The 26,997-nt window shown below is 64.0% G+C and carries 27 protein-coding genes and 2 tRNA genes; 24 read left to right on the top strand and 5 right to left on the bottom strand.

Annotated elements, in window-relative coordinates; all coding sequences use genetic code 11:
• Window positions 1-12: 12 nt before the first annotated feature.
• The 7 genes from OCL88_RS11045 (at window position 13) to OCL88_RS11015 (ending at window position 7,084) form a co-directional block, all read left to right on the top strand.
• The gene (locus tag OCL88_RS11045; protein WP_264962527.1) at window positions 13-789 is read left to right on the top strand and encodes a fumarylacetoacetate hydrolase family protein; all 777 of its coding nucleotides are present in this window, start codon (window positions 13-15) and stop codon (window positions 787-789) included.
• A 122-nt stretch (window positions 790-911) separates the two neighbouring features.
• Window positions 912-2,432, top strand: coding sequence for a glutamate--tRNA ligase (gene gltX / locus OCL88_RS11040; protein WP_264962526.1), 1,521 nt, complete (start codon window positions 912-914; stop codon window positions 2,430-2,432).
• Between the two features lie 12 nt (window positions 2,433-2,444).
• The gene (locus OCL88_RS11035; protein ID WP_264962525.1) at window positions 2,445-3,185 is read left to right on the top strand and encodes an HAD family hydrolase; all 741 of its coding nucleotides are present in this window, start codon (window positions 2,445-2,447) and stop codon (window positions 3,183-3,185) included.
• Window positions 3,186-3,311: 126 nt separating this feature from the next.
• Window positions 3,312-3,383, top strand: a tRNA-Gln gene (locus OCL88_RS11030).
• 129 nt (window positions 3,384-3,512) lie between these two features.
• A tRNA-Glu gene (locus tag OCL88_RS11025) sits at window positions 3,513-3,588 on the top strand.
• 203 nt (window positions 3,589-3,791) lie between these two features.
• A complete protein-coding gene (locus tag OCL88_RS11020; protein WP_264962550.1) occupies window positions 3,792-5,468 on the top strand; it encodes a dynamin family protein in 1,677 nt (558 codons plus the stop codon).
• Window positions 5,465-7,084: a GTPase gene (locus tag OCL88_RS11015; protein WP_264962524.1), complete on the top strand. Its 1,620-nt coding sequence runs from the start codon at window positions 5,465-5,467 to the stop codon at window positions 7,082-7,084. Before OCL88_RS11020 ends, OCL88_RS11015 begins: the two co-directional genes overlap by 4 nt.
• A 6-nt stretch (window positions 7,085-7,090) precedes the next feature.
• On the opposite strand, the gene OCL88_RS11010 is transcribed toward OCL88_RS11015, so the two are convergent.
• A complete protein-coding gene (locus OCL88_RS11010; protein ID WP_264962523.1) occupies window positions 7,091-7,627 on the bottom strand; it encodes a DUF1697 domain-containing protein in 537 nt (178 codons plus the stop codon).
• Window positions 7,628-7,639: 12 nt separating this feature from the next.
• Window positions 7,640-8,359 (bottom strand): IclR family transcriptional regulator, encoded by a 720-nt coding sequence (locus OCL88_RS11005; protein WP_014922101.1) that lies wholly within the window; start codon window positions 8,357-8,359, stop codon window positions 7,640-7,642.
• 113 nt (window positions 8,360-8,472) lie between these two features.
• Between OCL88_RS11005 and leuC the strand changes: the two genes are divergently transcribed.
• From leuC to OCL88_RS10975, 6 genes are all read left to right on the top strand, one after another.
• Window positions 8,473-9,924 (top strand): 3-isopropylmalate dehydratase large subunit, encoded by a 1,452-nt coding sequence (gene leuC, locus OCL88_RS11000; protein WP_264962522.1) that lies wholly within the window; start codon window positions 8,473-8,475, stop codon window positions 9,922-9,924.
• Window positions 9,925-9,933: 9 nt separating this feature from the next.
• A complete protein-coding gene (gene leuD, locus OCL88_RS10995; RefSeq protein WP_021470834.1) occupies window positions 9,934-10,533 on the top strand; it encodes a 3-isopropylmalate dehydratase small subunit in 600 nt (199 codons plus the stop codon).
• 215 nt (window positions 10,534-10,748) lie between these two features.
• Window positions 10,749-12,074, top strand: coding sequence for a UDP-N-acetylglucosamine 1-carboxyvinyltransferase (gene murA / locus OCL88_RS10990; RefSeq protein ID WP_021470833.1), 1,326 nt, complete (start codon window positions 10,749-10,751; stop codon window positions 12,072-12,074).
• Between the two features lie 12 nt (window positions 12,075-12,086).
• Complete coding sequence (locus OCL88_RS10985; RefSeq protein WP_264962521.1) at window positions 12,087-12,905, top strand: lysophospholipid acyltransferase family protein; 819 nt, start codon at window positions 12,087-12,089, stop codon at window positions 12,903-12,905.
• A complete protein-coding gene (locus OCL88_RS10980) occupies window positions 12,902-13,954 on the top strand; it encodes an NAD(P)H-dependent glycerol-3-phosphate dehydrogenase (protein ID WP_166183176.1) in 1,053 nt (350 codons plus the stop codon). The genes OCL88_RS10985 and OCL88_RS10980 overlap by 4 nt, the downstream gene beginning before the upstream one ends.
• Window positions 13,954-15,093, top strand: a complete 1,140-nt coding sequence (locus OCL88_RS10975) for a D-alanine--D-alanine ligase family protein (RefSeq protein WP_264962520.1) — start codon at window positions 13,954-13,956, stop codon at window positions 15,091-15,093. The genes OCL88_RS10980 and OCL88_RS10975 overlap by 1 nt, the downstream gene beginning before the upstream one ends.
• 62 nt (window positions 15,094-15,155) lie before the next feature.
• On the opposite strand, the gene OCL88_RS10970 is transcribed toward OCL88_RS10975, so the two are convergent.
• Window positions 15,156-15,650 carry a DUF3515 domain-containing protein gene (locus tag OCL88_RS10970; RefSeq protein ID WP_264962519.1) on the bottom strand — a complete coding sequence of 165 codons (495 nt, stop codon included), beginning with the start codon at window positions 15,648-15,650 and terminating at the stop codon, window positions 15,156-15,158.
• Between the two features lie 53 nt (window positions 15,651-15,703).
• Between OCL88_RS10970 and thiL the strand changes: the two genes are divergently transcribed.
• From thiL to rsmD, 4 genes are read left to right on the top strand one after another with little or no spacing between them, the layout of a single operon-like run.
• Entirely contained in the window at window positions 15,704-16,717 is a 1,014-nt protein-coding gene (thiL, locus tag OCL88_RS10965; RefSeq protein ID WP_264962518.1) for a thiamine-phosphate kinase, read from the top strand.
• 22 nt (window positions 16,718-16,739) lie between these two features.
• The gene (locus OCL88_RS10960) at window positions 16,740-17,735 is read left to right on the top strand and encodes a DAK2 domain-containing protein (RefSeq protein ID WP_264962549.1); all 996 of its coding nucleotides are present in this window, start codon (window positions 16,740-16,742) and stop codon (window positions 17,733-17,735) included.
• On the top strand, window positions 17,725-19,980 hold the full coding sequence (locus OCL88_RS10955; protein WP_264962517.1) for an ATP-dependent DNA helicase RecG: 2,256 nt from the start codon (window positions 17,725-17,727) through the stop codon (window positions 19,978-19,980). Before OCL88_RS10960 ends, OCL88_RS10955 begins: the two co-directional genes overlap by 11 nt.
• Before the next feature lie 45 nt (window positions 19,981-20,025).
• Window positions 20,026-20,592, top strand: a complete 567-nt coding sequence (gene rsmD / locus OCL88_RS10950) for a 16S rRNA (guanine(966)-N(2))-methyltransferase RsmD (RefSeq protein WP_264962516.1) — start codon at window positions 20,026-20,028, stop codon at window positions 20,590-20,592.
• A 19-nt stretch (window positions 20,593-20,611) separates the two neighbouring features.
• Here the strand turns inward: rsmD and OCL88_RS10945 are convergent, their stop codons facing one another.
• Together OCL88_RS10945 and OCL88_RS10940 are read right to left on the bottom strand one after the other, a co-directional pair.
• A complete protein-coding gene (locus OCL88_RS10945) occupies window positions 20,612-21,403 on the bottom strand; it encodes a spermidine synthase (protein ID WP_264962548.1) in 792 nt (263 codons plus the stop codon).
• Window positions 21,400-22,641, bottom strand: coding sequence for an aminotransferase class I/II-fold pyridoxal phosphate-dependent enzyme (locus OCL88_RS10940; RefSeq protein ID WP_264962514.1), 1,242 nt, complete (start codon window positions 22,639-22,641; stop codon window positions 21,400-21,402). Before OCL88_RS10940 ends, OCL88_RS10945 begins: the two co-directional genes overlap by 4 nt.
• Window positions 22,642-22,676: 35 nt before the next feature.
• Between OCL88_RS10940 and coaD the strand changes: the two genes are divergently transcribed.
• The 7 genes from coaD to OCL88_RS10905 all read left to right on the top strand — a co-directional run bounded on the left by coaD (window position 22,677) and on the right by OCL88_RS10905 (window position 26,991).
• Window positions 22,677-23,177, top strand: a complete 501-nt coding sequence (gene coaD / locus OCL88_RS10935) for a pantetheine-phosphate adenylyltransferase (RefSeq protein ID WP_021470821.1) — start codon at window positions 22,677-22,679, stop codon at window positions 23,175-23,177.
• 166 nt (window positions 23,178-23,343) lie between these two features.
• Entirely contained in the window at window positions 23,344-23,871 is a 528-nt protein-coding gene (locus OCL88_RS10930; RefSeq protein ID WP_264962513.1) for a YceD family protein, read from the top strand.
• A 33-nt stretch (window positions 23,872-23,904) separates the two neighbouring features.
• A complete protein-coding gene (gene rpmF, locus OCL88_RS10925; RefSeq protein ID WP_011775139.1) occupies window positions 23,905-24,108 on the top strand; it encodes a 50S ribosomal protein L32 in 204 nt (67 codons plus the stop codon).
• Window positions 24,109-24,131: 23 nt separating this feature from the next.
• Complete coding sequence (gene rnc, locus OCL88_RS10920; RefSeq protein WP_264962512.1) at window positions 24,132-24,842, top strand: ribonuclease III; 711 nt, start codon at window positions 24,132-24,134, stop codon at window positions 24,840-24,842.
• A 3-nt stretch (window positions 24,843-24,845) separates the two neighbouring features.
• Window positions 24,846-25,793 carry a bifunctional DNA-formamidopyrimidine glycosylase/DNA-(apurinic or apyrimidinic site) lyase gene (mutM, locus tag OCL88_RS10915; RefSeq protein WP_264962511.1) on the top strand — a complete coding sequence of 316 codons (948 nt, stop codon included), beginning with the start codon at window positions 24,846-24,848 and terminating at the stop codon, window positions 25,791-25,793.
• A 59-nt stretch (window positions 25,794-25,852) separates the two neighbouring features.
• The gene (locus tag OCL88_RS10910) at window positions 25,853-26,302 is read left to right on the top strand and encodes a hypothetical protein (protein WP_264962510.1); all 450 of its coding nucleotides are present in this window, start codon (window positions 25,853-25,855) and stop codon (window positions 26,300-26,302) included.
• Entirely contained in the window at window positions 26,299-26,991 is a 693-nt protein-coding gene (locus OCL88_RS10905; protein ID WP_264962509.1) for a hypothetical protein, read from the top strand. The genes OCL88_RS10910 and OCL88_RS10905 overlap by 4 nt, the downstream gene beginning before the upstream one ends.
• Window positions 26,992-26,997 lie beyond the last annotated feature (6 nt).

Here is a 26,997-nt window from a genome sequence, read left to right as displayed (position 1 = left end):
AGGCTTGTGCCCATGCGTATCGCCCGGTTTGTAGTAGATTCTGATCCCCTTTACGGCGTCGTGGACGGCGAGCCCGGCAGTGAGGAAATTACTGTCATCAACGGCGACCCGTTCTTCAACGGCGTCGAACGTACCCACGTCAAGCACAAGCTTGAAGACGTAAGGCTCCTGGCACCGATCATCCCGCGCAGCAAAGTCATCGGCGTGGGCCGTAACTTCGCCGAGCACGCAGCCGAACTCGGCAATGAAGTTCCACAGCACCCGCTGCTGTTCCTCAAGCCCAACACCGCCGTGATCGGCCCCAACGATCCGATCGTGCTTCCGGAGTTTTCCGAGGAAGTTTCCTTTGAAGCCGAGCTGTGCGTCGTGATCGGCCGTATTTGCAAGGATGTACCGGAAGAACGCGCAGAGGACGTTATTTTCGGCTACACCTGCGGCAACGACCTTACTGCCCGCGATGTCCAGAAGACCGACCTCCAGTGGGCGAGGGCCAAGGGCTTTGACACTTCCGCTCCGCTGGGTCCATGGATCGAGACCGAACTTGATCCGGACGACCTCGCAGTCCAGGCCCGCCTCAATGGTGAACTCCGGCAGGATGGCAACACCACACAAATGATCCGCGGGGTCCGTGAGCTGGTTTCCATCGTTTCGCAGGCGTTCACACTCCTCCCCGGCGACGTCATCATGACCGGCACGCCCGCGGGCGTCGGCCTAGTCTCCGAGGGCGACCGCATCGAGGTTGAGGTCGAAGGCATTGGCCGCTTGTCCAACCCGGTGGTCCGCCGCTAGGCGACCACCACTGTAGGTGCCCACCTCCTGATGGAAGGCCCGACGGCGGCACGCGGCTGTCGCCGTCGGGCGCTTCCTGGCGGGAAACCACGGCGTCGGCAAGCGGTAAAGTTGGAAGCACTATGACTACTGCTTCTGCGTCGACCCCTGCCTCCAGCGCCATCCCCGCCGTCAATGCCGAGACCCCCGTCCGGGTCCGTTTTTGCCCGTCGCCCACCGGAACGCCCCACGTGGGGCTGATCAGGACGGCCCTCTTCAACTGGGCCTATGCGCGCCACACCGGCGGCAAGCTGATCTTCCGCATCGAGGACACGGACTCAGCCCGTGACAGCGAAGAAAGCTACCACCAGCTGTTGGATGCGCTGAAGTGGCTGGGCATCAACTGGGACGAGGGCGTTGAGGTTGGCGGCCCCCACGAGCCGTACCGGCAGTCGCAGCGTGGCGGGATCTACCAGGATGTCATCGCCAAGCTCAAGGCCGGGGGACACGTCTATGAGTCCTACTCCACGCCGGACGAGATCGAAGCCCGCCACCGGGCTGCAGGGCGCGATCCCAAGCTCGGGTATGACGGCTTCGACCGCCACCACACCGAGGAACAGCTTGCCCAGTTCAAGGCGGAGGGCCGTGACGCTGTCCTGCGCTTGAGGATGCCGGACGAGGACATCACCTTTACTGACCTCGTCCGTGGCGAGATCACTTTCAAGGCTGGATCAGTTCCCGACTTTGCCGTGGTGCGGGCCAACGGGGCACCCCTGTACACCCTGGTCAACCCCGTGGACGACGCACTGATGGGCATCACCCACGTCCTTCGCGGCGAGGACCTCCTTAGCTCGACGCCGCGCCAGATCGCCCTGTACCGCGCCCTCTACGCCATTGGGGTAGCAGAGTACATGCCGGAGTTCGGCCACCTTCCGTACGTCATGGGCCAGGGCAACAAGAAGCTTTCCAAGCGCGATCCCGAATCCAGCCTGTTCCTGCACCGCGAACGTGGCTTCATTCCTGAGGGGCTCCTGAACTACCTGTCCTTGCTGGGCTGGTCGTTGAGCGCGGACGAGGACATCTTCACGGTGGAACAGCTCGTGGCAAACTTCGACATCCACGACGTCCTGGGCAACCCTGCCCGGTTCGACCTCAAGAAGGCCGAGGCCATCAACGGAACGCACGTGCGCATGCTGGCTCCCGAGGTCTTCGAAGAGCGGCTGGTTCCGTATCTGCGGGCTGCCGGTTTCGTGGGTGAGATCCTGACGCCCAGGCAGGAAGAGATCCTGAGGGAAGCCGCCCCCCTGGTCCAGGAACGTATCGCCCTGCTGGGCGAAGCTCCCGAGATGCTCGCCTTCCTTTTCAAGGCGGACGACGCAATCGACATCGCCGACGACGCCCGGAAGGGCCTTCCGGCGAACCTCGAGGAAGTCCTCGACGCAGCGCTTGCGGCCCTTGAGCCCATCCAGGAGTGGACCGCGGAGAACATCCAGACCTCGTTGAAGCAGACGTTGGTCGAGGACCTTGGCATCAAGCCGCGTGCAGCCTTCGGTCCTGTGCGCACAGCGATTTCCGGTCGTCGGATCTCGCCGCCGTTGTTCGAGTCCATGGTAATCCTCGGCAAGGATTCCTCACTGGCACGCGTCCGGGCTTTCCGCGGCTAGCAGGGGGCTGACATGGCAATCTCACGTTCCTTCGGCACCATTCGCGGTGTGCTTTTTGACATCGATGACACCCTGGTGGACCTTGAGTACGCCATGACCACGGCCCTGCGCGAGGTCAGCGAACATCTCCTGCCCGGTCTGGACCAGGCCGGGTGGGCGAAGTTCGGCAGGATATTCACCCACGAAACCACGCACTTCTACGACCGGTACCTGGCCGGCGAACTCACCTTCAATGAACAGCGGCTGCTCCGGGGCCGGGCCGCCCTGGGCCATTTCGGGGTGGAACTGGAGGAGGGCGAGGCATCGCAGGCCTGGGTAGCTGACTACCATCAGCGCCAGGTTGCCTATGTCCGCGCTTTTTCCGACGTCGCGGGTGTTCTGGACGCCCTGGATGCTGCGGGTGTCCCTTACGGTGCGGTGAGCAACAACGTCCACGATTACCAGCGCGCCAAGCTCGACGGTGCCGGGCTCGATCGCATCAAGATCCTGGTGGGCACGGACACGGTAGGCGCCGCCAAGCCTGAGCCGGCGATTTATCTTGAGGGCGTGCGCCTGCTGGGCAGCACGCCGGGGGAGACCCTGTACGTCGGGGACAACAGGCTGCTCGACGCCGAAGGTGCGACGGCCGCCGGTCTGGTGGGCGTATGGCTCAACCGCACCGGGGAAGTGGTGGATGATTTTGCCGGACGGCAGGTGGACTCTCTGTCTGCGCTGCTGCTCCACGCGCCGGCCTTGGAGCCCAACTCGTTGTGACGCAGCTAACGCCTCCGCGATTTGTGCAGGTGAAAAGACTCGGGTAGAGTAATTACTCGTGCTGAGGGGCACGGAGGGAAAATCCAAGGGAAACCGAAGATTGGAAGTCCGGCCCGAAAGTCACTTTGGGATATGGTGTAATTGGCAACACTACGGTTTCTGGTACCGTCATTCTAGGTTCGAGTCCTGGTATCCCAGCTCTGGGATTCATTACGAAAGTATTGAACAACGCAGAGAATTCAAATCGATTTAGACGATTTGGAAACAAGCTGAATGTATGAAATACTCATTCAGCTTGATCGCCGGAAACGGTGATAAATAGTGCAAGGCCCCATCGTATAGCGGCCTAGTACGCCGCCCTCTCACGGCGGTAACGCGGGTTCGAATCCCGCTGGGGTCACCACCGAATTCCCCCGGAACATGGTTCCGGGGGAATTCTTTTTTTCCACAACGCACCCTGCTTGCAAGGATGGCAGCCTTCGGGGCTGGCATGATGAAGCAGTGACCGCAGATCAAGAACCCACCTCACCGAGCGCCCTCCCGGCAGGGTCCGCGACGGAGGGGCCCGTGGACACCCTCGAGGCAGCCCGGAACGAGCTCGCAGTCATGACGCTGCCACTCGCGCTTTCCGACGCCGACGAGGGCCGCCGGTGGATCACGGCAGCCCTCGCGCAACTGGACGATTACGTCCTTCCCCGCTACCGCAGCCTGGACGCGCCGCTTCTCGCCGTCGTCGGCGGTTCCACCGGTGCCGGCAAATCGACGCTCGTTAACGCTCTGGTGGGGTATCCCGTGACACGGTCAGGGGCAATCCGGCCCACAACCCGGCAACCCATCCTGCTGCACCACCCGGCGGATGCTGCGTGGTTCGAAGGCAGCCGGATCCTCCCAGGCCTCGAGCGCATTCGCGGCACTGTGGCCGCACGCCCGGTCCCCGCCAGCCAGGCAGGGGCGGCCCCGGACGCCTCCGCGATGACGTCCCTGGTACTGCTGGAGCAAGAGCAGGTGCCCCAAGGCATGGCCCTGCTCGATGCCCCGGATGTCGATTCGATTTCCGATGAGAACCGCCGGCTCGCGGGCCAGTTGCTCGCGGCGGCCGACCTTTGGGTGTTTGTCACCACCGCAAACAGATATGCCGACGCCGTACCTTGGCGTTTGCTGCTGGACGCGGCTTCCCGGGACATCACCGTGGCTGTGGTGTTGGACCGCGTGCCGCCCGAGGCGGAAGCGGAGGTCCGCGAAGACCTGCAGGCCATGCTGACCGCCCAAGGACTGGGCGGGGCCATGTTGTTCGTAATCCACGAATCCCCGCTGGATGCCATGGGGATGCTTCCTGCCGGCTCGGTGGATTCGCTGCGCAGTTGGCTCGCGGGATTGGCTGCGGATGCCGGTGAGCGAAGTGCGGTTGCCCGCCGGACCCTCAACGGCGCCGTCAAAGCCGTGGGAACCAGGATGGAGGCCATCGCTGGGTTTGCCGATGCCCAGGAAGCCGCTGCCCGCGAACTCCGCGAGGGCGCCGTGGCGGAGTATTCGGAAGCTCTAAAGCGGATTCTCGACGCCACCAAGGATGGCGCGCTGCTCCGGGGTGAGGTCCTGGCCAGGTGGCAGGACTTTGTTGGCACAGGTGAATTCTTCCGTGCCGTGGAGCAAAACGTGGGCAGGATCAGGGATCGCATCGGAGCCTATTTCCGCGGGGAGCCGGCCCCGGCGGTGAAAGTGGAGACAGCCATTGAGACCGGCCTTCAAGCCGTCATCCTTGATGAGGCGGCGAACGCCGCGGAGAACGTGGACCGGCGGTGGAGATCGCAGCCTGCCGGCCGCCAGCTGCTGGGAGCCGACGATCTTGCCGGGACTTCGCCGGATTTCGATGTCCGTGCCGCAGCGGCAATCCGGCAATGGCAGGAAGGGCTCATGGAACTCATCCGTGAGCAGGGACAGGGAAAGCGGACCCAGGCCCGGTGGCTTTCCTTTGGCATCAACGGACTCGGGGCGGCGCTCATGGTGGTGGTCTTTTCCATGACGGCCGGATTGAGCGGGCTTGAGATCGGCATCGCCGGCGGTACCGCAGTGGTGGGTCAGAGGCTGCTTGAAGCGGTGTTCGGCGAGGACGCTGTCCGTCGCCTGGCACATCAGGCAAGGGAGGATTTGCACGTGCATTGCCAGCGGCTCCTGGATAGTGAGCGGGCGCGTTTCCTGGACCGGCTGGACGACGCCCGACCGGTCGGCGGAAGCAGTTTGCGCCAGCACGCGCGTAAACTGCGCGGATTGGCGGGATCAGCATGAGCCGGCACAGCCTCGTACGGGAATCCTCCGCCCTGCAGACGCGCCTGGAAGCGCTGAACACAGCCAGGGAATTGGCCGAAGGGGTTTTGCCGGGGTCCGCCTTGCAAACCGTCCTCGAGGTCTTGGAGAGGGCAACGTCACGGCGTTCACTGTCCGCCGGGCACACTGTGGTCGGCTTCTTCGGTGCGACCGGCAGCGGTAAGTCCTCGCTGTTCAACGCTGTCTCCGCCAGCAGCCTCGCCACGGCGGCAGCACGAAGGCCCACCACCTCGGCCCCCCTTGCCGGCATCTGGGGCGTGGACGGCAGCGGCCCGCTCCTTGATTGGCTGGGTGTTCAGGAGCGGCACAGCCTCACCGCCGTGCCGGGACTGGCAGATGACAGTACGGGTCTGATCCTGCTGGACCTCCCCGACTTCGACTCCACCAAGGTGGAAAACCGTGAACTAGTGCAGCGCCTGGCAGGGATGGTCGACGTCCTGGTGTGGGTGCTGGACCCGCAGAAGTACGCCGACGCCGCGGTCCATAATGATTTCCTGCGTCCCATGGCGTCCCATGGTTCGGTCACGCTGGTGGTCCTGAACCAACTGGACAAACTCAACCCGGACGACGCCGCGCTGGTCATGGAGTCGCTGCGCGGAATCCTTGCGCGGGACGGGTTGCCCGGAGTTCCCGTGATGGGTGCCTCCGCGCTGACCGGCGACGGCGTTGCCACGGTCCGCGGGGCCATCAAGGACGTCGTGGTGCGAAGGGAAGCTGCAACGCGGCGTCTCTCCGCCGACGTTTCGGCCGCTGCGGCCGGGCTTCGGCAGGTGTCGGGAACAGGTGAGGCCCGCGGGATCACTGATGGCGCGACCAAGACTCTGGCCAAGGAGTTGGCCATCGCGGCCAACGTTCCCGTGGTGGTGGATGCAGTGGCCCGTTCGTTCAAGCGCGAGTCGGCCCGGCGCACAGGCTGGCCGGTGACGCGTTGGTTGTTGCGTTTCCGTCCCGATCCATTGCGCCGTCTGAACCTGGGCAGAACAGACACCAAAGCCGAACTGAACCGCACATCGTTGCCGCCGGCCGGAGCTCCTGAACGTGCCAGGACGGACGCTGCGGTGCGAAACTTTGCCGATGACGTCTCGGAAGGAGCGCCCGGCCCTTGGCGGGCCGCCATCCGCAGTTCGGCGCGCGAGGGCCGTGAGCAGTTGCCCGATGCACTGGACCAGGCCATCGCCACAACGGATCTCAAAGCCTCCAAACGTCCCCTGTGGTGGGGGATATTCAACGCGCTGCAGTGGTTCGCGTTCCTGCTGGCCCTTGGTGGGCTTGGCTGGTTGGGCGTCCTGGCGGTGCTCGGCTATTTCCAGATGCCTGTGCCTGAGGTCCCGCGTACGGAAGGATGGCCTTGGCCGACCCTGATGGTCGCCGGGGGAGTGGTGCTGGGACTCGTCCTGGCTGTGGCCGGCCGTGTACTTGGGGGCTGGGCTGCCCGGATCCGTGCCCGCGGCGTTGCCCGACGACTCAATTCCGCTGTGGCCGAGGTAGCAGGCCAACGCATTGTGGAACCCGTCAAGGCCGGGATCGGGAGGCTGAAATCGTTTAACGCGGCGCTGAAGGCAGCCCTGAAGAGCTGATTGAACCTAGAGGGCGGCGGCGGCGTCCCGGACTTTGATCAGCGTCCGGAGGTTACGGGTGGTGGTCGTGGCTTTATAGCGGGCCTTGGCGGACAACTTGCTGAAGGGGCTGTCCAGGGTGCCCCCTGCCGGAGCCAGCCACGAGGACGCCTCTGGTCCCAGCCGGGTCTGCTCGACGCCGCCAAGGGCTTTACCTGCATCGAAGAGTTCGTCCAGCATGGCCTCGTCCGAGGCGAGGGTGACGTAGCTGTGGGTGGACTTGTCATCCGCGGGGTAGGGGCAAGCCTCCACCAACTCGGCCACGCGGGCTGCAGTCAGGACCACGACCCACGCATCGTAGCCAAAGGACTCGCGCAGGCATTCCTCGAACCGGGACTTCACCTCGGCCGGGCCAAGTTCGCTTTGCAGTACCACGTTGCCGCTGGCCAGCAGGGTCTTGACCTTGGTGAAGGGGTAGTCCTTCAATGCAGCCTTGAGGTCAGCCATCTTGATGTTGATGCCACCGACATTGATTCCGCGAAGAAACACTGCATAGTTCTCCATGGCCGTCCTTGGTTAGTCGTTGTTCTTCCGGAGCGCCTCGGTCAGCACCCTGGCTGCATTGCAGACTACCTCGGCGTGCAGGCGGCCGGGTTGGCGGGTGAGGCGCTCAATCGGGCCCGAGATGGACACTGCGGCAATGACGCGGCCTGAAGGACCCCGTACCGGCGCGGAAACCGAGGCAACCCCCGGCTCACGCTCGCCGAGGCTCTGGCCCCAGCCCCGGCGTCGTACTCCTGCCAGGACGGTGGGCGTGAACCGTGCGTTCTGCAGGCCTTCCAGGAGACGGTCGTGGTCTTCCCACGCGAGGAGCACCTGCGCGGCGGACCCGGCCTTCATGGACAATTGGGTGCCTACGGGTATGGTGTCGCGCAAACCTATGGGCCGCTCGGCGGAGGCGACGCAGACACGCCAGTCTCCCTGGCGGCGGAAGATCTGGGCGCTCTCGCCCGTGGCGTCGCGCAATTGGATCAGCACGGGTCCGGCAGATGCGATGAGCCGGTCCTCGCCCGCTGCCGAGGCCAGCTCCACGAGGCGGCTGCCCAGGACGAACCGCCCTTGGATGTCCCGGCTGACCAACCGGTGGTGGACCAAGGCAAGCGCGAGCCGGTGAACGGTCGGCCTGGCCAGTCCGGTGGCCGCTACCAGCTGGGCCAGCGTGGTGGGCCCGGCCTCGAGGGCGTCCAGTACCTGGGCCGCTTTATCAATGACACCGACTCCACTAGAATTGTCCATGTAATGATATTGCCGTCTCAATATCTGAGATGCAAGTTGTTTCGCTGGCCTACTTCGCAGCCGTGCTGCTTGAGTGGGTGTAGATCAATCAACAGTTTCGAAGGGAGCAGGCCGTGGGAAAGACACTGGCCGAGAAAGTCTGGGACGCGCACGTGGTGCGCAAGGGTGAAGGCGAAGGAGCCAATGCCCAGCCAGACCTTCTTTTCATTGACCTGCACCTGGTTCACGAGGTCACCTCGCCGCAGGCATTCGAAGGCCTGCGGCTGGCCGGCCGCAAGCTGCGCCGCGTTGACCTCACCATTGCCACCGAGGACCACAACACGCCGACCTTGGACATCGACAAGCCGATCGCGGACCTGACCAGCCGCACGCAGATTGAAACCCTCCGCGCCAACTGCAAGGAGTTCGGTGTCCGCCTGCACTCCCTCGGTGACAAGGAACAGGGCATTGTGCATGTCGTTGGACCGCAGCTCGGTTTGACCCAGCCCGGCATGACGGTGGTCTGTGGTGACTCGCACACCTCAACCCATGGTGCATTCGGCGCACTGGCAATGGGCATCGGCACTTCGGAAGTCGAACATGTCATGGCAACCCAGACGTTGTCCTTGAAGCCCTTCAAGACCATGGCCATCAACGTCGAGGGCACGCTCCGCCCGGGGGTCACGGCCAAGGACATCATCCTGGCCGTCATCGCCAAGATCGGCACCGGCGGCGGCCAGGGCTACGTCCTGGAGTACCGCGGATCGGCCATCCGTGCCTTGTCCATGGACGCCCGCATGACGATCTGCAACATGTCCATCGAGGCCGGAGCCCGTGCCGGCATGGTGGCCCCGGACCAGACCACCTACGACTACATGCAGGGACGCCCCCACGCGCCCCAGGGCGCCGACTGGGACGCCGCCGTCGAATACTGGAACACGCTGCACACCGACGGCGACGCGACGTTCGACGTCGAGGTGGACCTGGACGCCAACACGCTTGAGCCGTTCGTGACCTGGGGTACCAACCCGGGCCAGGGCGTTTCCCTCTCGGCCAAGGTGCCGTCCCCGGAAGACTTCGGTGATGAGAACGCCAAGCTGGCCGCCGAACGTGCACTGACCTACATGGGCCTGGAAGCCGGAACCCCCATGAAGGACATCAGGGTGGACACTGTCTTCCTGGGTTCCTGTACCAACTCCCGCATCGAGGACCTGCGCGCCGCCGCAGACATCATCCGCGGCCGCGAAAAGGACCCGAACGTCCGCATGCTCGTGGTCCCGGGTTCCGCCCGCGTCCGGCTCGAAGCCGAGGCGGAGGGGTTGGACAAGGTCTTCAAGGACTTCGGTGCCGAGTGGCGTTTTGCCGGATGCTCCATGTGCCTGGGCATGAACCCGGACCAGTTGGAGCCGGGAGAGCGCTGCGCGTCCACGTCCAACCGCAACTTCGAAGGCCGCCAGGGCAAGGGTGGCCGCACGCACTTGGTCTCACCCGTGGTTGCCGCAGCTACCGCCGTGCGCGGCACTCTGAGCTCGCCGTCGGATCTGGAATCCGCCACCGCCGCCACGCTGACCGGAACCGCAGTCTAGGAGGATCCCATGGAAAAATTCACCACCCACACCGGAATCGGCGTTCCGCTGCGTCAGAGCAACGTGGATACGGACCAGATCATCCCGGCTGTCTACCTCAAGCGCATCACCCGCACCGGCTTTGAGGACGCCCTGTTTGCCGCGTGGCGCAAGGATGAATCGTTCATCCTCAACCAGGCCCCGTTCAACGCAGGTTCCGTCCTGGTGGCAGGACCGGACTTCGGCACGGGTTCCTCGCGTGAACATGCCGTGTGGGCCCTGAAGGACTACGGCTTCAAGGCTGTTCTGTCCTCCCGTTTTGCCGACATCTTCCGGGGCAACTCGGGAAAGCAGGGGCTCCTGGCGGCCGAGGTTGCCCAGGACGACATCGAGCTCATCTGGAAGGTGCTGGAGAACAACCCCGGCGCCGAGGTCAAGGTGGACCTCGTGTCCAAGACGGTCGAATGCGGCAATGTGGTTGCCCCGTTCGAGATTGACGACTACACGCGCTGGCGGCTCCTGGAAGGCCTCGACGACATCGGGCTCACCCTGCAGCATGAGGCAGACATCACTGCCTACGAGGCCACCCGCCCATCTTTCAAGCCGACGACGCTTCCTGCGAGGAGCTGAATTAGCAGACACATAAAGGGGCGGCATACGCCCATCGAAAAAGACCGGAAGTCCCTTTCACCAGGGCTTCCGGTCTTTTTTCGCAGGAAGCCCGGGGCCATGCGATGAACCCGGCGCGCGGGGGCTGCATTTCGGTTAGGTAACGCGAGCTTCTATGCTTAGCAGGAGCCTTTGAAAGTATTGGGGGGCGAGTAGTCGTGAGGAAACCGGTATAGATGAGTAGTGTTCTGACAATCCGCGGTGGCGTCCCTTTGACCGGACGAGTAACCGTTCGGGGGGCCAAGAACCTTGTACCCAAAGCCATGGTTGCGGCACTGCTGGGCAGTGAACCTTCCGTGCTGCGGAATGTGCCGGAAATCAAGGACGTCGAGGTTGTCACCAGCCTCCTGCAGCTCCATGGCGTGACGGTGGTGAAAGACCCGGCGACGGGAGACCTGACGTTGGACCCGAAGGACGCCAAGACCGCGTCCAGCACCGCCATTGACGCCCACGCAGGCGATTCCAGGATCCCGATCCTGCTTTGCGGGCCGTTGATCCACGCGATCGGCGAGGCCTTCATCCCGGACCTGGGTGGCTGCAAGATCGGGGACCGCCCCATCGATTACCACTTGAACGTGCTTCGCCAGTTCGGTGCCGTGGTGGAGAAGCGTCCGGGCGGCATCCACATTTCGGCACCGAACGGACTACACGGCGCCAAGATTTCCCTGCCGTATCCTTCCGTGGGTGCTACCGAGCAGGTTCTCCTCAGCGCTACCCGCGCGGAAGGAATCACCGAGCTCTCGGGCGCAGCAACGGAACCCGAGGTGGTTGACCTCATTGCCGTGCTCCAGAAGATGGGCGCGATCATCAGCGTCCAGACGGACCGCACCATCAGGATTGAAGGCGTCAAGGACCTCGGCGGCTATAACCACCGGGCCCTGGCAGACCGCAACGAATCCGCTTCCTGGGCCTCGGCCGCGCTGGTCACGCGGGGTGACATCTTCGTTGAAGGTGCATCCCAACGCGACATGATGACGTTCCTGAACACCTACCGGAAGGTGGGCGGCGGCATGGACATCGGCGACGACGGCATCCGTTTCTACCACCCCGGCGGAAAACTGACGCCGTTGGTGCTGGAAACCGACGTGCACCCCGGGTTCATGACGGATTGGCAGCAGCCCCTGGTGGTTGCCCTGACGCAGGCCGAAGGTGTGTCGATCGTGCATGAAACCGTGTACGAGAACCGCTTTGGCTTCACCGATGCCTTGGCGCGCATGGGGGCGAACATCCAAGTCCACCGCGAATGCCTTGGCAGTGTTCCGTGCCGGTTCGGCCAGCGTAACTTCCTGCACTCCGCCGTGATCTCCGGCCCCACTCCGCTTCGCGGCACCGAAATAGACATCCCCGATCTCCGCGGCGGTTTCAGCCACCTGATCGCCGCCCTGGCCGCGACCGGTACCTCGCGGGTCACCGGCATCGATATCATCAACCGTGGCTACGAGCGCTTCACGGAGAAGCTCGCGGGCCTTGGTGCCGATTTCGACATCACCACTACCAAGTAGCAGGGGACCCCTTTGAAGGAATCGGCCAAGAGCCGTGCCACATTCGTGTTTCTGGCAGGCATCGCGCGTCCGCTGATGAACGTCCTCATGGCGAAGAAATGGGAGGGAACGGACAAGCTTCCCGAGGGTGGCTTCATCGCCGTGCCCAACCATTGCACTGAGATCGACCCCATCGTGATCGGCCACATGCTGTTCAACCAGAAGCGCCCGCCGCACTTCCTTGCCAAATCGGGCCTCTTCAAGGTCCCCGTACTGGGCTCTCTGTTGCGGGCCACCCGGCAGATACCGGTGGAACGTTCGACGGCGGGTGCGAACCGCTCGCTGCAGGTGGCCAAAGAGGTGGTTGATGCCGGCGGGTCCATCATCATCTACCCGGAGGGGACGCTCACGAGGGATCCCGATCTGTGGCCGATGAAGGGCCACACCGGGGCAGCCCGTTTGGCGTTGCAGACCGGCGCGCCCGTAGTGCCGGTGGCCCACTGGGGCGCCCAGGAAGTGTTCCCCCGCTATGCAAAGCGGTTCCACATCTTTCCGCGGAAGACGGTCCGGGTCCTGGTAGGAGAACCCGTGGACCTGAGTGCCTTCAGGGACAAGCCCATGGACCGTACGACGTTGGCTGAGGCCACGGAGTTGATCATGGATGCCATCACCGGGCTCCTGGAAACACTGCGGGGCGAGCAGGCGCCGGCTGAGCGCTGGGATCCGGCCAACCACCAGCAAGCCAAACACGGACGTTTTGTGGAGCGCGGCCTGAAACCGGGCTCCCCGGCGTCGACCGAGGCAAACCCAACGGGAGCGTCCGAGGCTCCGGATCTTGAGGGCGGCAAATGACGCTGATCGAAACAGGCGTGCCGGCTCCGGACAAGGTGGCCGTGTTGGGTGCCGGGTCGTGGGGAACCACCTTTGCCAAAGTCCTTGCCGATGCTGCCGACGCTACAGGGGCGGATCGGAAGATCCACCTGTGGGGTCGCCGTGCCGAGGTAGTGGACCAGATCAACTCCGTCCATCGGAATGAACAGTACTTGGACGGCATCAGCCTCCCGGCCACGATTACCGCTTCCACCGACGTCTCCGAGGTCCTCAAGGGAGCAGGCCTGGTTGTGCTGGCCGTGCCCGCCCAGTCCCTGAGGCCCCAGCTCAGCGAGTGGAAGCCGCTCCTGGAGCCCAATGCCATAGTGGTCTCCCTGATGAAGGGCCTCGAGCTCGGCACCGACGCGCGCATGAGCGAAGTGATCGCCCAGGAGCTGGGCATCCCGGCTTCGCGGGTTGCCGTGGTGTCGGGACCGAACCTTGCCATGGAGATCGCGCGGGAGCAGCCCACCGCATCCGTGGTGGCGTGCAGTGACGCTGAAACTGCTGCGGCCATAGCGCTCTGCTGTACTGCGCCGTACTTCAGGCCCTACACCAGCACTGACGTCGTTGGCGTCGAGATTGGCGGGATCGTCAAGAACGTCATTGCCTTGGCCGTCGGCATCTGCGAAGGCAAGCAGATGGGGGACAACACGAAGGCCTCAGTGATTACCCGTGGCCTGGCCGAGACGTCCCGGCTCGCTTTGGCGCTCGGGGGAGAAGCCCACACGATGGCCGGCCTGGCGGGATTGGGAGACCTCGTGGCGACGTGCTCTTCCGCGCTATCGCGCAACCACACCGCCGGGCGCCTCTTGGGCGAAGGCCTCAGCCTGGAACAGGTAGCCGCCCGCATGACCCAAACAGCCGAAGGCATCAAGTCGGGACCGGCCGTGCATGAGCTTGCCGGCAAGCTAGATGTTGAGATGCCCATTACCGCTGCCGTGGTGGCGGTGCTGGAAGGCAAGATGTCCGTTGATGACCTGGGGCCGCGCCTGTTGGCCCGGGCACTGAAGTCCGAAGGCGACTACTGATGGTGACAGAAAATTCAACTCCCGCAGCCGGACGACGGCCCCGGGTGGCGATCCTGTTTGGCGGGCGCTCCAGCGAGCACGCCGTCAGTTGCGTCACCGCCGCCGGCGTGATGGGTGCCATAGACCGGGAAAAGTACGACGTCGTGCCCATCGGCATCGCCAAGTCTGGCCAGTGGGTGCTCGCTTCAGGCGATACCAGCCAGTGGTCGCTGAGTTCCTCAGCACTGCCTGAGGTTGCCGCATCTGAGAAGACAGTCACCCTGGCAGAAGTCGGGGGAGAGCATCAGCTCATTGTCACCGAACCCAACGCCGTACCTCAGGAGCTGGGCTCCGTGGACGTCGTGTTCCCCCTGCTGCACGGTCCGTGGGGTGAAGACGGGACCATCCAAGGACTTCTGGAGTTGTCCAACACCCGCTACGTGGGCGCAGGAGTCCTGGCCTCCGCCGTGGGCATGGACAAGCACTTCATGAAGGTGGTTTTCGAGGCCGCGGGGTTGACCGTGGGCCCGTACATCGCTGTGACCGACAGGGAATGGCTGACCGATCCCGAAGCTGTCCGCAAGCGCGTTGACAAGCTGGGATTCCCCGTCTTCGTCAAGCCTGCACGCGCGGGCTCCTCGATGGGCATCTCCAAGGTCGATTCCCTTGACGGCCTTGACGCCGCCATTGAAGAAGCCCGCCGGCACGACCTCAAACTGGTCATCGAAGCAGGAATAGACGGCCGCGAAATTGAGTGCGCCGTCCTGCAGGGGCGCGGAACGGATGCCCCGCGGACGTCCATGCCAGGCGAAATCGCCGTAGCGGCCGGTGAGCACCAGTTCTATGACTTCGCTGCGAAGTATGTGGAGGACGGTGCCGCGGCCCTCAGCTGCCCGGCTGACATGCCTGACCAGGACATAGCCCGCGTCCGCGAACTTGCCGCAGTCGCCTTTGATGCGGTGGGCGCGGAAGGCTTGAGCCGGGTGGACTTCTTCTACACTCCGTCAGGTGACTTGATCATCAACGAAATCAACACCATGCCCGGCTTCACGCCCAAGAGCATGTATCCGCAGATGTGGGCCGCCTCCGGGCTTGCTTACGGTGAGTTGATCGACGAACTCATCCACCTTGCGCTGACCCGAAAGACCGGGCTGCGCTGACCCGAAAGACAGGGCTGCGCTGACCCGAAAGACCGGGCTGCGCCAGGAAACCTGCCGTCCCGTTACTTGCCGGACGGCAGGTTCTGCAGGTCTTCCTGGCCGATGCACTGCCGCGTTGCCTTGATTTTGCCGGCCGCGGCGGCAAGTTCCGCCAGTACTGTCGCGGAGCTGATCTTGTCCGGATCCATGAGGATCTCAGTAGCCGGCTCCCGGCCGTACGTGGTCAGCGTGTAGTAGGGATCGCCTTCCTTGATCACCCAGTCGATGTCGTTCACAGTGACGCAACGGTCCGTGGTGGGGCCCGGTACGTTGACCCCGCACCGGAGGATGACCTGCGATGGATCGCCCCAAGCAGCGGTTGCCTGGCTGTTGGTCTTGCGAAGGCCCGCGTCGCCGATCTTGTCAGGCAGTGCCACCATCATGGGAGCGCAGGCCGGATTGGCGGCATCGTTCGCGGCCGTGACGTCGACGGCGGGAGAGCAGGCAGACAGTGCAAGGACGGCCGTTCCGGAGACGGCGAAGGCCGCAACCGTCCGGCGGAGGGTCTTTCGGTGCATCACTCCAGCCTATCCCGCATTATTCTGTCGGTCGCTCGCGATAGCGTAGGACCGTGCTTGAAGAACAGTTGACCGTTGCCCACCTCTCTGAATCAGAGTTGCTGGCCCGGATTTTTCCCCGCCTGAACCGGACTTCCGCGGTCCTTCTGGGCCCCGGCGATGACGCCGCGCTGGTTGCTGCTCCGGATGGCAGGACCCTCATCTCCATCGATACCCAGACCCAGGACCAGGACTTCCGGCTGCAGTGGAACAACGGTTACCGGACCACGGGCTTCGACGTCGGATGGAAGGCCGCCGCCCAGAACCTTAGCGACATCAATGCCATGGGCGGACGTGCCACCTCCCTGGTGGTCAGCCTGACCATGCCTCCTGCCACGCGGGTTTCCTGGGTCGAGGATTTCGCCGACGGACTCACGGCCGCCATCAGGGACCTCGGGGCAGCGGACTGCTCGGTGGCGGGCGGCGATCTTGGCCGCGGACGGGAGCTTGGGGTGACTGTCGCCGTCGTCGGGACGCTTGGCGGGCTCCCTCCGGTGGTGCGCTCGGGTGCGGAAGCGGGGGACGTCGTGGCCGTCGCCGGGACGTTGGGCCGGGCCGCAGCAGGCTTGGCGCTGCTTGAAAGCAGCGTGGCCATGGCCAGCCTGACGCCGGAGCAGAAAGCGCTGGTCGAAAACCAATGCAGGCCCATACCGCCCCTGGCCGCAGGACCTTTGGCGGCGAACAGCGGTGTAAAGGCAATGATGGATATTTCCGATGGCCTGATCAGGGACGCCGGCAGGATGGCGGCAGCCAGCACCGTGGTCCTGGATTTCGATCCCGTAGCGTTGAAGGCACACGCCGCTCCGTTGGAGGCCGCTGCCGGACTGCTGGGCATTGAACCCATGGCGTGGGTCCTGGGCGGGGGAGAAGACCACGGATTGCTGGCCACGTTCCCGGCTGGAATTCAGCTGCCAGCGGGCTTTACTGCGATAGGCTCGGTTCAGGCCGTTGACGAGTCACCGGGCGGCAGCGTCCGGATTGCAGGGCAGCCTGCCGACACCGTGGGATGGGATCATTTTGCAGACTAAGATCGCAGCGAACGCGCACGCAATGAAGCGTTGGCTCAACAAAGCCGAAGTGGTTCTGGGAAACCACAGCGACCGCCTCAATGCGATCAACATTTTTCCTGTGGCCGACGGTGACACGGGAACAAACCTCTATTTGACCATGCGGGCGGCTGCCGCAGCCTTGGGCGGCCCTGCTGACGCAGTCGAAACCGGGAACGACGTCGGTGCGGTGCTGGCCCGCGCGGGTCAGGCAGCCATGGAGCGGGCCAGGGGAAATTCCGGCACGTTGATCGCCGTTTTCCTGTCCGCCGCGGCCGAACCCTTGGCCGGAAAACCCCGGTTGAACGCTCCGTTGCTTGCCGCGGCCTTGCACCGTGCGCAGATCCGCGCATGGTCGGCACTCAGTGAACCCGTGTCCGGAACCATGTTGTCCGTGCTTGAAGCAGCCGCGCACGCGGCGCAGGCTGTGGACGCAAACCAGGAGGGGGACCAGAGCAACCACGCCTTGGGCCTTGCCCTGGATGCCGCGGTGGAAGCTGCTTTCCAGGCAGTGGTTCGGACGGAGGACGAACTGGCTCCCCTGCACGAGGCCCATGTAGTGGATGCCGGCGGGGTTGGCATGCTGCTGGTCCTGGACTGCCTGAGGTCCGCCGTCCTTGGCGAAGAACTCCAGGATGAACTTTTGGATGGCCTGCATGGCTACAAGCTGCAGGATCCCCATATCCATCAGCACATGCCGGCAGATGACGGAGTTGAAGTCATGTGCACCATCGATCTTTCGCCCCTTGATGCCGCCGTGCTTCGGCAGCGGCTGGACGAAATGGGCGACTCCGTCATTATGAGCCAGGTGGGCGGAGCCGCCAGGGCGGAAGACGATGACGATTCGCCGATGGACGTGAGCTACCGTTGGCGGATCCACGTCCACGTTCCGGATCCCGGACCGGCCGTTGAGTTGATTCGCTCCCTGGGCGAACCGGCGGATATCGCCGTCAGCCAGTTGGCCGTTCCGAGGGATGCCGTAGGCGGGCATGACGACTGAACTTGAACTTCCCCTCGAGCGCCGGATCGGCAAGCGGTCAGCCGGGGTCATCGAAAAGCACTTGGGACTACGGAGCACCGGTTCCTTGCTCAACTACTTTCCCCGGCGATACCTCAGCCGCGGAGAACTGACCCCCATCAGCAAACTGCCGCTGGACGAAGAGGTGACCCTGATTGCCAGGGTGGTTTCCAACAGCACACGGCAAATGCGTGCCCGCCGCGGCACCATCACCGACGTCGTTGTTACCGATGAGGTGGGCGGAAGCAGTGCTGCAGGGACCCTGAAAGTCAGCTTCTTCAACGGTTTCCGGGCAAAGGCTGAGCTGCTCCCGGGACGCCGGGCCATGTTCTCGGGGAAGGTCTCGCGGTACGGGGGTGCCTTGGGGCTGACGAATCCGGACTTTCTCCTGCTGGATGAGGATCCGGAGGCAGAGGGGTCCGTGGACCCCGGGAAGCTTGCTGCCATGCCCATCCCGGTATATCCCGCAACGGCGAAGTTGACCAGCTGGTCCATCCACAAAGTGATTAAGGCCTTGCTTGAAACGCTGGATCTGGACGCACTGGCCGATCCTTTGCCCGAAGAGGTGGTCCGCAGGGACGGGTTGCTCAGCGTGGCGGAGGCCTACCGGCTGATCCATTCTCCGGAGACTGCGAAGGATTGGCAGCGCGCACAGGAACGTTTCCGCTACCAGGAAGCGCTGGTGCTCCAGACGGCCTTGGCACGCAGGCGTGCGCAGTTGGCTGCAGAGGAAGCAACCGCCCGCCGCCGGGTGAGCGGGGGCCTGCTGGAAGAATTTGACCGAAATCTCCCTTTCACCCTGACGGCAGGCCAGTCCGCCGTCGGCAAGACGTTGTCGGAGGAACTGGGGCGGGACACGCCCATGAACCGCCTGCTCCAGGGCGAAGTGGGCTCCGGCAAGACCATCGTCGCCTTGCGTGCCATGCTGCAGGTGGTGGATTCCGGCGGCCAGGCGGCGTTGCTGGCGCCTACTGAAGTGCTCGCAGCGCAGCATTACGACTCCATCCGCAGGACGCTGGGCCGGCTGTCCCGCGACGGACTCTTCGGCGGAGCAGGGATGCTTGGCGGCGGATCCGCAGAGCCCGGCGTGCAGGTGACCCTCTTAACGGGGTCAATGCCAACGTCCGCCCGTAAACAGGCCATGCTGGATGCCGCGTCAGGCAACGCCGGAATCGTCATTGGGACCCACGCGTTGCTCAGCGACAAGACCTCCTTCCAGGACCTCGGCCTCATCGTGGTGGACGAACAGCACCGGTTCGGTGTTGAACAGCGCGATGCCCTCAGGGCAAAGGCACAGCGGCCGCCACACCTCCTGGTCATGACGGCTACGCCGATTCCCAGGACCGTGGCGATGACCGTGTTTGGTGACCTCGAAACCTCCGTATTGGATGAACTGCCCGCCGGCCGCGCGCCAATCTCAACCCATGTGGTTGGTCTGGCGGAAAACCCCGGTTGGGCGGACCGGATTTGGAAGCGGTCCCGCGAGGAAGTGGATGGGGGTCACCAGGTCTATGTCGTATGCCCCAAGATCGGTTCGGACGACGACGGCGATTTCAGTCCCGGGGAGGCGGAACCCAGCGACGCGGAGCTGTCGGACGAAGGGCCGGCCCGTGAGCTCGCCTCCGTCAACGCCGTCGTCGAATCCCTCCTCCAGGAGCCCTCGCTAAGTGGCGTCCCGGTGGCGCCCCTCCACGGCCGCCAGGATCCCGACGTCAAGTCCGGCACCATGGCTTCCTTCGCTGCGAACCAGACCAAGATCCTGGTTTCCACCACTGTCATCGAGGTGGGCGTTGACGTCCATAACGCCACGCTGATGGTGATATTGGATGCAGACCGCTTCGGAATTTCCCAGCTCCATCAGCTGCGTGGACGCGTCGGCCGCGGCGGGCTGCCGGGTACCTGCCTGCTGGTCACTACCCTGGAGCCCGGCCATCCCAGCCGCCGACGGCTCGATGCCGTGGCTTCCACCACGGATGGATTCGAGCTGTCCCAAGAGGACCTTAAGCTGCGGCGCGAAGGCGACATTCTGGGTGCCTCACAGTCGGGCGGGCGCTCCACCCTGAAGCTCCTGCGCGTCTTGGAGCACGAGGACCTTATCGCCCGGGCCCGAGCAGATGCCCAGGCCTTGGTTGCCGGGGACCCCGCCCTGGCCCAGCAACCGTCGCTGGCAGCTGCTATCGACGACTACTTGAACCCGGAGAAGGAGGCGTTCCTTGAACGCGGTTAGTGCAGGCCGGAAGCCTTTGGCATGGTTGTTGTCCGGTGGATGCCGATGAGCCGCATCATTGCGGGAGCAGCCGGCGGTAACCCGCTCACATCCGTTCCGGGCACTGCGACGCGGCCAACCACGGACCGCGTCAAGGAAGCGCTCTTCTCCCGGCTGGAGTCCTTGGCCGTGATCGATGACGCCCGCGTGCTGGATCTCTATGCAGGCTCCGGTTCGCTGGGAATCGAGGGGGCAAGCCGTGGCGCCCGCAGCGTTGAGCTGGTGGAGTTTGATGCCCGTGCCAGCGATGTTTGCCAACGGAATGCGGACATGGTCAACCAGGTCCTGAGCAGGAAGACCGTCTCTGTCCACCGGTCCAAGGTGGAATCATTCCTCGAGCGCGCCGGTGGGGACGTCCTGTGGGACCTCGTGTTCCTGGACCCGCCGTATCCCTTGGACGAGGCAGCCCTGAGCGCCGTGTTGGGGAAACTGGCCCCGCACCTGGATGAAGGGGCAGTAGTTGTTGTGGAGCGGTCTTCACGCAGCGCCGAACCCGGGTGGCCTGAGGCCATGGAATGCTTTTCGGACAAGAAGTACGGCGAAACCAAACTGTGGTTCGCCGAACCTGCCTGATCGGAAATGCCAAACCGGCCTAATCGGAGATCTTGTCCAGTTCCACTCCGCTGAGCACGGCGGCCGGATGCGGTCCACGGGCCAGGAGCTCGCGCGACCAGTCCGCAGGCCACGGCGTCTGCGTGCCCACCAGGATGATGTTGCCGGGATATCGGCCTTCAAACATTCCGGCCTCGGCAACCGCCGCAACATCAGGCATGGCCTGGCGCAGGGCTGCTACCTGGCTCCGCACCAAGGTGAGGGCGGGCTCGTCTCCCACGTTGATAATGAGGACACCGCCGGGGGCCAGCCGCCGGGCAGCCTCTTCATAGAACTCCCGGCAGGCGATGTGCGGGGGAGCGTCGGGGCCGGAGAAGATATCGAGGATGACGACGTCGAATCCCGGTCCGGCGGGAAGGGCAGCGAGTGCTTCGCGGGCATCTGCGATGTGGGTGGTCAGGTGGGTGCCTTCGGGCATCGGCAGCTTCTGGAGCACAAAGTCCAAGAGCTCCCGCTCCAACTCGACTGCGTGCTGCACGGAACCGGGCCTGGTCGCCTGGATGTAGCGGGCCAGCGTCAGCGCGCCTGCCCCAAGGTGCAGGGCCGAGACCGGAGCCGCCGGCTCGGCAACCAGGTCAACCACGTGGCCTATCCGGCGGAGGTACTCATAGAAGATCTCATCGGGATGGGCGAGGTTCACGTGCGACTGTTCGGCGCCGCCAATGCTCAGGATGTAGCTTCCCGGTACCAGTGGATCGGCATCGATCGTGGCGTGCTGGCCCGTGGTGCGAAGAAACCGTGACGCGTCGTGCCGGACGCCCTTGGCGCTCAGAGCTTGTCCTGCAGGGTAGCGAGGCGCGAAGCTGCCTCACGCAGGAGGGCGGTCTTCTTGCAAAAGGCGAAGCGCAGCAGGCTTCGCGTCCGTTCTGCTCCTTCCGCGTGGCAAAAGACGGGGACAGGGATCGCAGCTACTCCCACCAGGTCCGGGAGGCGCCGGGCCAGGGCAACCGAATCGGTGATTCCCAGCGTTGCGGTGTCGACGTTGATGAAGTACGTTCCGCCCGGAACGTAGACGCCGAATCCCGCCTCACGCAGCCCCGCCGCGAGGATGTCCCTCTTCTCTTTCAGCGTGGCCGCAATATCCGCGTAGAAGGCGTCCGGAAGGCCGAGTCCGATCGCCACGGCTTCTTGGAACGGGGTGCCTGAGCTGTAGCTCAGGAATTGTTTGACCGTACGGGCGGCGGCGACGAGGTAGGCCGGTCCGCTGAGCCAACCGATCTTCCACCCGGTGAAGGAGAACGTCTTCCCGGCAGAAGAGATCGTGATGGTCCGTTCAGCGGCTCCGGGGAGCGTCGTGATGGGGATGTGTGCTTCGTCGAAGGTCAGGTGTTCGTAGACTTCGTCGCTAACGATGATGGCGTCGTACTTTTCCGCCAGTTCCACCACCTTGGCCAGGACGTCGCGCGGGAAGACAGTACCCATGGGGTTGTGTGGATTGTTCAGCAACACCACCTTGGTCCGGTTGCTGAACGCGTCTTCCAAGGCGTCCAGGTCCGGCAGGAAGTCCGGGGCGGCCAGGGGAGCGGTGACGTGTTTGGCGCCCGTCATCGCAATGATGGCCCCGTAGGAATCGTAGAAAGGCTCGAACGTCAGGACCTCGTCGCCGGGCTGGACGAATGCCAGCAGGGAGGCGGCGATCGCTTCGGTGGCGCCGGTGGTGACGATGATCTCAGTGTCCGGATCCGGAGTGAGGCCGTAAAAACGTTCCTGGTGTGCAGCCACTGCCTCCCGGAGCCGGGGCAACCCTTTGCCGGGCGCATACTGGTTGGCCCCTCCCTGGATGGCCGCGCGTGCGGCCTCCTTCATTTCGGCGGGGCCGTCCTCGTCCGGGAACCCCTGTCCGAGGTTGATGGCTCCCTTGGCGACAGCAAGGGTTGTCATCTCCTCGAAAATGGTGACACCCAGGCCGCCATCGGGGGACAGGAGGTTGGCTCCGCCAGCCGCCCGTTGCCAGGGCAGGGACGTGTGGACGGGTGGGGCGCTGCTTCCTGCCGGTGACATGTCAGCCATGGTATCCCGGCGAAGCTTTGGGGTAGGTTCGTGTCATGAGACGTGCGGTTTGCCCCGGATCCTTTGACCCCATCCACAACGGACATCTTGAAGTCATTGCCCGCGCGGCCGGGCTGTTTGACGAGGTCATCGTGGCGGTATCCACCAATTACGCCAAGAAGTACCGCTTCAGCCTTGAGGACCGCATGGAGATGGCCAGGGAAACCTTGGCGTCCTTGCGGGGCATCATCGTCGAACCCATGGGCGAAGGCCTGCTGGCGGAGTACTGCCGCCACAGGGGCGTTTCGGCCATCGTGAAGGGACTGCGGTCCTCCTCGGACTTCGATTACGAGTTGCCCATGGCCACCATGAACCGGCAGCTTACCGGCGTCGAAACGGTCTTCCTGCCCGCCGAGGCGCACTACGTCCATCTCTCCTCGACGCTCATCAAAGAGGTCAACGTCCTGGGTGGCGACATCTCGGATTTCGTGCCCAAATCCGTCCTTCGCCGACTGCTCGCGGGCGAGCCTTCGGCAGAACAGCAACGTAAGGGGTAGGCTTTAAGCCGTGCCCGCAGCCGTTCGCGCGCAATTCCCAAACTGAACACGTTGGCGCATTTACGCGCCCGTCGCCGGTTTGAGTCCTCGCACGTGATCAGGCTAAGATGGTACGTCGGTCATATGTTCTACAGGAGTTCTCATTAAACGAGATGCAAGTTCGCCCTTGGCGCTGGTAGTCAAGGACCTTGGACGCAGTCCAGGAACCATGCGGACACTCAAGGAGCATGTGCCTGCACCAAGTGACCTTGGTGTGGCACTCATTGGCGTGGAGGAAGGCTCGGATGTCGAGCTCGATCTCCGGCTTGAGGCCGTACACGAAGGAATTCTGGTATCCGGAACCGCAATCGTCGGAGTAACTGGCGAATGCGGTCGATGCCTGGATCCCCTTGCGTATGACCTTGAGGTCAATGTGCAAGAACTTTTCTTCTACGAAGGCGAAGAGCTTTCGGACGGGGAAGACGATGAAGAGCAACGTCGAGTCGAGCACGATCTGATCGATCTTGAGCCGGTGTTGCGGGACGCAGTAGTCACCATGCTGCCGTTCCAGCCGGTGTGCCGGGAAGACTGCCAAGGCTTGTGCTCCGAATGCGGAGTGCGCCTGGAAGACGAGCCGGGGCACCACCACGAGGTCCTGGACCCTCGCTGGGCTGCCCTAGCTGATCTGGCTAAGACTGACCGGCAAACTGATTAGTAACTGTTGGACTAAGAGAGAAATGAGATAGCCGTGGCTGTTCCCAAGCGGAAAATGTCTCGCGCAAACACGCGCGCACGCCGTGCCCAGTGGAAGGCAACTGCCCCCAACCTGGTCAAGACCATCGAAAACGGTCAGGTCACCTACAGCCTGCCGCACCAGGCAAAGGTCGTCACCGACTCCGCCGGCACCGCGCTGTTCCTTGAATACAAGGGCCGCAAGGTCGCAGACGCCTAATCTGCCGCACAGGCTGACAAAGGATGTCTTCAACTGAAGAGCTTCTGAAGCGTCTCGGTGTCTCCATTGACACCGAGACGCTTCGTCTTGCTCTGACACACCGCTCATACGCGTATGAGAACGGCGGTATCCCTACCAACGAGCGCCTCGAGTTCCTCGGCGACTCCATCCTGGGATTCTCCGTCACCGATTCCCTGTACCGCGACCATCCCGAGCTCCCTGAAGGTGAGCTCGCAAAGCGGCGTTCCGCCGTCGTCAGTACCCGTGCCCTGGCAGGCATCGGCCGCAAGCTCGGCGTCGGCGAATTCATCTACCTTGGCCAGGGCGAGAAGCTCACCGACGGCAAGAATAAAGCCTCCATCCTCGCGGACACCATGGAGGCGCTGATCGGCGCCACGTACCTTTCCAATGACATGGAAACAGCGCGCCAACTGGTAATGCGCCTCGTAGGACCGTTGCTCCAGGACGCTGGTGCGCTGGGCGCCGGGACAGACTGGAAGACGAGCATCCAGGAGCTGGCAGCCAGCCGGCAGCTCGGCACCATCCACTACGCCGTGGAAGGTTCCGGGCCGGACCACGCCCGCACTTTCGAAGCCGTGCTCAACATTGGCGGCACCCCCTGTGGGCGGGGTTCGGGCCACTCAAAGAAGGAAGCGGAACAGGAAGCCGCAGCGGATGCCTGGCGCGCCCTGAATTCGTTGGACGCAGCCTCCACCGAACCGGCTTCTTCCTGATCCATGCCCGAACTTCCCGAGGTAGAAGTGGTGCGCCGTGGCCTCGCGCGCTGGGTTCGCGGCCGCACGGTCACCGGCGTCGAGGTCCTGGACCCCAGATCCATCCGACGGCATGCACTCGGTACCGAGGACTTCATCGGCAACCTTGAAGGCGCTACGGTGCTTGACGTCGTGCGCCGCGGAAAGTTCTTATGGATGCCCCTATCCATGGACGGCTCGGACGCCAGTTTGCCCGGCACTGCCCTGATGGCGCATCTGGGGATGAGCGGGCAGCTGCTGATGCAGGATCCCCATGTGCCTGACGAAAAGCACCTCAAGGTCCGGATCCGGCTGAGCGCGTCCGACGGCATGCCCGAGCAGCTCCGGTTCGTGGACCAGCGGATCTTTGGCGGGTTGTTTGTCACGTCCCTCATACCGACGCCCGATGGCGGCCCCGGCGGCTTGGGAGAGACGCCCCTGCCCGAAATTGCAGAGGAAGCGGCGCACATAGCCCGCGACCCCCTGGACCCCAACTTTTCCTTCGATGAGTTTTACCGGAAGGTCAAGGCGCGCAGGACAGGACTCAAACGGGTCCTCCTGGACCAGTCCGTCATATCCGGAATTGGCAACATCTACGCTGATGAAGCCCTGTGGAGGGCACGACTTCACTACGCCCGCCCCACCGACAAACTGCGGCGCGGCGACGCGGAACGGGTCATCGAAGCCGCCCGGGACGTCATGAACGCAGCCCTGGCCGCCGGCGGCACGAGTTTCGACTCCTTGTACGTCAACGTCAACGGAGACTCCGGGTACTTCGCCCGCTCGCTGCATGCATACGGGCGGGCCGGTGAACCATGCAGTCGCTGCGAGGCAGCGGGCCTTCACGGGGTCATCAAACGCGAACAGTTCATGAACCGTTCGTCCTATACGTGTCCCGTCTGCCAGCCCCGGCCGCGTAACGGTCGCTGGTAACGGGTTTTTCACAGGGGAAAACTGTTCCGGATTGGCGGGCTCGATGGTTTACTGTCCCCATGAAAAGCTTGGCGGTCAAAATCGCCATCGCCCTTGTTTTCAACGCCATCACCTTGTGGGTGGCGTCGGTGCTACCCGGGGTCCGGTTGGGGTCCGGGTTCCTCTGGGCCGTCGTGGTGTTCACGGCCGCCACCCTTCTGGTGAAACCGTTGGTTGCCGGGCTGCTGCGCAGGCGGTGGGACCAGCGACAGCAGGCCGGCGGGCAGGAGCGCAGGACCTGGCTGATGACCAAGGTGTCCACCCTGGGCGCAAGCTTGCTGGCCACGCTGGCCGTCCTGATCCTGACCAGCCTCTTCTCGCAAGGGTTCGCCATCACAAGCCTGTTCGGCTGGATTGCCGCCACGATCGTCATCTGGCTCGCGTCCTTCATCTACGACTTCGTTGACGACGGTCTTGAAGCCAGGGCGCACCAGCTCCTTGGCGGCTCAGCCAGCCCGGGGAAGCCATGAATGCCCGGCGGCTGGTCATCGCGGGCCTGGCCCTTGCCGTGCTGATCGCGGTCATCGCGGTGGTCTTTGACCAATTGGCCGTGCGTCCGGCCCAAACGACAGCCCAAAATTCCAGCTCTGCAAGCCCCTCTGCGGCGGGTTCCTCGCCCACAGGAAGCGGGGAAGACGGCGCCGGCCCGCAATCCTCCGGAAGTCCGACGTCGGGCCCTTCCACCGGTGGCGACAGCAGCGGCGGTGCGTCCCCCAGCGCCAAACCCTTGGAGGTCCTGCCGCCAGTCACGGCTTCCCCTACGGGCCTTCCGGAACCATCAGCTGCCGCGCCCCTGCTCAAGGGGAAACTGCCGGACCCTGGAAACGCGACAGGCGCCGTCGTGGACGGGTGGCCGAGCAGCGTCCTGACGTTGCCGGAAGGCACCACGATCGGGTCCACGAGTGTTTCGGGTTCAGGCGATGTCCTGCAGGTGACTGCCGACGGGGTGGTGGGCAAGCCGCAACAAGCCGTGATCGAGGATTTCCGGGCTTCGTTGGTTCCCCATGGTTTCTGGTCCGAAGAAGCACCTGCCCCGGACGGCGCGACGGCTGCCCGGTTCGTCCGCGGCACCGACACGATTACGGTCTCCGTGGCCACCACCGGAACCGGAAACTCGCGCTTCCAACTGCTGGGCAGTCTGCACTCGGACACGGAGTAGGGGTAG

This window comes from Paenarthrobacter sp. PAE-2, assembly GCF_026013155.1.
Lineage (GTDB): Bacteria > Actinomycetota > Actinomycetes > Actinomycetales > Micrococcaceae > Arthrobacter > Arthrobacter ureafaciens.
The sequence above is the reverse complement of the archived record's forward strand: the minus strand, read 5'-3'. Positions and strand labels throughout refer to the sequence as shown.